This window comes from Pseudomonadota bacterium, assembly GCA_010028905.1.
Lineage (GTDB): Bacteria > Vulcanimicrobiota > Xenobia > RGZZ01 > RGZZ01 > RGZZ01.
In genome coordinates, this window is sequence record RGZZ01000400.1 from 1 (window position 1) to 4,648 (window position 4,648).

The following is a 4,648-nucleotide window of genomic DNA, read 5'->3' on the forward strand; positions in this document are numbered from 1 at the left end:
GGTCGCGGGAACGCTCCTCTACTGCGCGCCGGAACAGTCCGGGATTCTGCGGCGGCCGGTCGATGGGAGGGCTGACCTGTACGCGCTCGGAGCCGTTCTGTACGAGTGCGCCACAGGAGCCCCACCGTTCGCCGCGTCCGACGCCGCCGAGGTGGCGCGCAGACACGCCTTCGAGCCTCTCCCCCCCGTGTATCAACCCCGGCTTGCCATCACCCGCGCCATGGGACAGATCATCGAGCGCCTGCTGGCCAAGGATCCAGACGATCGCTATCGCTCCGGCCTCGGCCTGATCGCCGACCTCACGCGCATCGACGCGCTGAACGCGCAGCTCGAGCGCGGAGAGAGCGTCACCCTCGACAGCCTCGAGATCAAAGACGAGCGCGCCCCCTTTCCCCTGGTAGGGCGTGATACTGACCTCGGACTGCTGGAGTCGCGACTGCTCGAGGTCCGTCGCGGCGGGGCGCACAACGCGGTGGTCATGGGAGAGCTGGGCGTGGGAAAGACCCGCCTGCTCGAGGGGCTGATCGAACGCGCGAAATCCCACGGGATGCAGACCCTCATCGCCCGCTGCCAGGGCGACAGCCGCATCCCCCTGCGGCCCCTGCGAGACGCCCTCGAGCACTGGGCAGACCCACGCGCCTGGAGCGCCGCTGAGACCTGGCGTCTGGCCGTAGACGCCTTTCGACAGGCCGCCAGCGAAGGGGGGCCCTCGATGCGCGTGCTCTCGCCCGCCATCGCCCGCATCCTCGGCGACGCTTCAGACACACCGCCCAACGCACCATCAGCCGAGCAGTTCATGGCTGCCCTCGCGGCAACCCTCGCCCGACTGGCCGAGCTCCTGGGCGGCCTGCTCATCGTCGTCGACGACGCGCAGAACCTCGACGACCCGAGCCTGCGCGTCCTGGCCCATCTGATAGAGCAGCATCCTGGCGCGCCGGTGCTCATCGCCAGCACCTTCCGCAGCGACGCGGAGGGAACCCAGGCCCTGGTCCACCTCGAGCGGGAGATGGGAACCCCCCCGAACACCATCGTCACCCTCGGGGTGCTGCCGCCCCAGAGCATCATCGCCCTGGCCACCCACGTCCTGCGGCGCCCCCTCAGAGCCTCCCTGGCGAACACCCTCGAAGCCTGCAGCCAGGGCAACCCCTACACGCTCCTCGAGTACATCAGGGCCCTGCTCGATGAAGGCATCCTGCGACCGACCTGGTCCGGCTGGGAGGTGTACGCGGAAGAACTCGACGGTCTCCACCTCCCCACCAACGTCCTCGAGCTGCTGACCCAGCGCGTGGCAGCGCTCGACACGCAGACGCGGGACATCCTGCGCATCGCTTCGCTGCTCGGCCCGAACCTCACCCTCGACCGCCTGACCCGTTGCTGGCGCCGCGGCCCCGAACGCGCGGTCGACCCGCAGCGACCGATCGACGTCGCCGACAAGGACTGTGCCGCCGCCATCGCCTCGGGCCTCTCGTGCCACCTGCTCACCCGCGCGGACAAGGGAGACGTTCGCTTCGTGCACGGCCACGCCGCGAAGGCCCTGCTCACAGACACCGACGAAGCGGGGCTGCGCGCGCTGCATCAGCGCATCGCCGAGACCCTCGACGCGGAGCAGGAGCACGCCGACGATACCGTCTTCAGCCTGGCAAGGCACTATGCCCTGGGCGAGACCACGCGTACCCCGAAACGCGTGTTCGAGACGAGCTGGGCCGCTGGCGTACGCGCCCTGTCTGTGTTCGCCGCAGAAGAGGCCTATCGCCATCTCGACAGCGCACTCCGCTTCGCCCAGCAAACCGGGCTCCCGGTCACGGCTGACCACGAAGAGAAGCTCGGACTGGCCTGCGCCATGGTGAAGCGACCGGTGGAGGCGCGAACCCACTACGAGAACGCACGCCGTCTGGCCGCAACGAAGCTGCAGCGCGCGCGTCTGGGCTCGCTCATCGGGCGCGTGCACCTCGATGCCCTCGAGATGCGCAACGTGCGGCGCATCGCGAGAGAGGTGCTCGTCGAGCTCGATGCACCGCTGCTGGCGGAACGATGGAAGGCGATTCCCGTCATCGGCTGGCTTGCGCTCGCGGCCTCCCTCAGCGACTTCGACAGCCCTCCACCTGCCACGCCCCCCACTTTGGAGGAACGAACCCGCTGGAGGGTGCTCACCAATCTCTACAACATGCAGGCGGGAGTCGAGTACTTTGCGATGAACCCGCTTGGCTCGGTGCAGAGCACCCTGCGGGCCATCGCGGCCGCGCGCCGCGCCGGGCCGAGCTATGACAGTGCGGTCGCCCTCGGGCACCTGGCGGTGGCGCAGACGATCGTGGGACTCTGGAGCACAGCCCGCAGGACGATGGAGGTAGGCACGACGCTCGCGACGCGACTGGGCGATCCGGTGGCCCTGGCCCACTGCCGCATCTTCTCCGCCCTTGTCACCGACTTCACCGGCGCGCCCGTCGTGGCCGCCCGTCAGATGGCACGACATGTCGAAGAGCAGGGCAACTGGGTCGAGGTCAAGGACTACCTCATCGCCATCGTCACGCTGTCTTGGAACCTCATGATGCGCGGTTACGTGGCCGAAGCCCTGAACTGGACAGAGCGCGGCTTTCGGGAGTGTCGACGCAACGCGTCATCTGCCGAGAGCGTACAGGTCACCCTGCTGCTGCAGTCGTACCGCGTCTCGCTGCTGGCCTGCTGCGGTCGCTTGAGCGAGGCTGTGGCCATCCTCCCCGAGCTACGGGCCCAGGTGGCGGAATCGGAGGCCGGGGCTTTCTTCAGCGCAAGCCTCCTGGGCCATCTGCTGATCTTCCATCTCGAGCAGAACGAGCTCGGCCCTCCACTCGAAGACGCCGTCCGCGAGTTCGAGGCCCTCGGCCAGAACCCGTCGAGAGCCACGCTGCACAACAGCCACTTCTACATCATCGTCGCCTACGCGCGCCTGGCGCAGCTGTCGACCGCGGTGGGCGCGGAGCGGACCCTGCGAGGCAAGCAGACCCGCGACGCTCTCCGCACCCTGCGCAAGGTACCCGATCACCCAACCCTGAAGGCCCACGCCACGGTCATCGAGGCGGCTCTGTGCATGGCGGAGGGGCAGACGAAACGCGCCCTGACCCTTCTCTCCGCAGCCGAAGATCAGGGGCGCGAGATCGACAGCCCCTGGGTGGCCTTCGAGATCGCGCGCCTGCGCGCCCTGCATCTCCTCGAACGCGGAAATCCGAGCGCGGCCCAGCGAGAAGCCCGTATGGCCCTGATGCTCGCCCAGCAGCATGGGTGGGTGATGCGAGCACGGGCCCTTCGAACGCGCTTCCACCTGGCCGACACCTATCACGAAGGCACGTCCGCGACACGCTCCACCGCACGCGCCGGGAGCTCGAGCACGGAGCAGCTGAAGCTCGAGCGGCAGCTCGATGCCCTCATGCAGCTGGGACTGGCCTCGGTGAAGGTGACCGACCCGGAGCAGCAGGCCAGCGTGGCACTCGACGAGATCGTGCGCCTCCTGGGCGCGGAGCGCGCGTCCCTCTTCCTCTTCGAAGAGGAGAGCGAGACCCTGCGGCTCGTCGCCACGCGCGGAACAGGAGCGGCCGACACGCTGCGCCTCTCCGCCTACAGCAGCAAAGTCGTCAACGAGGTGTGGGACAGCGGTCTCCCCGTTGTGGTGAGTGGCTCTGAAGACGCCGAGATCCTCGGATCGGTGAGCGCCATCATGTACGATCTGCGAAGCATCATGGCCGCTCCACTGCGCGTGCGCGATCTCACCATCGGCGTTCTCTATCTTGATACCCGGATCGCTCGGGGGATGTTCACCCGTCAGGACATCGACATCCTGGTTGTCATGGCCAACCACATCGCCATCACCCTCGAGACCGCTCGTGCCGCGCGCCTCGAGGCGGAGATCGCCACTGAGCAGGAGCAGCGGCTGCTGGCCGAGCGCATGCGCGCCTCAACCGCCTCGATGGCGTCAAGCCTCGACCTCTCCGACGTCCTCCGGCGCCTCATGGAGGGCGCGTCCACCCTGGTCTCGTTCGAACGAGCGGTGGCGGCTCTCTGGAACGGCGAGCGCTTCGAGGGCTCGAGCGCGCTCGGCTTCAACGAGCACGAGCCCAGCCCAGGCTGGCACCACACCCCCGTGGAAGGCGACGTGCTGCACCGCCTGGCCGTCGAGCGCAAGCCCATCATGGTGGTCGACCCCAGCGCTGACAGCCAGATGCCCACGCTGGGGGGGTGGAAGCCCCTCGGCACCTGGCTGGGCGTTCCCATCGCTGCCCGCGAGCAGCTGGTCGGCCTGCTCTGCCTTGAAGCCTCTCCCGCGCGCACGTTCGATGAGCGCTCGGCGGCCGTGGTCTTCACGCTGGCCAGCCAGGCCGGCGTGGCAGTGGAGAACGCGCGGCTCTTCGCCGAGGTGCAACGGCTCGCCACCACCGACGCGCTCACCGGGCTGTTCAACCGGCGCCACTTCTTCGCCACGGCCGAACGAGAGCTCGAGCGTGCGGTGCGGTACCAACGATCTGTATCGGCCATCATGCTCGATGTCGACCACTTCAAGCGATTCAACGACACCTACGGTCACGCCGTCGGCGATGAGGTGCTCCGCGTGGTCGCGCGGTGCTGTCGTGAGGTCGTGCGCAACGTCGATGTGGTGGGGCGCTACGGCGGCGAGGAGTTC

At 68.4% G+C, this 4,648-nt stretch carries 1 protein-coding gene; it reads left to right on the forward strand.

The features are described 5' to 3' along the window. Nucleotides 1–4,648, forward strand: a 4,648-nt coding sequence (locus tag EB084_19930) for a diguanylate cyclase (protein NDD30535.1), incomplete at both ends; no start/stop codon positions are given.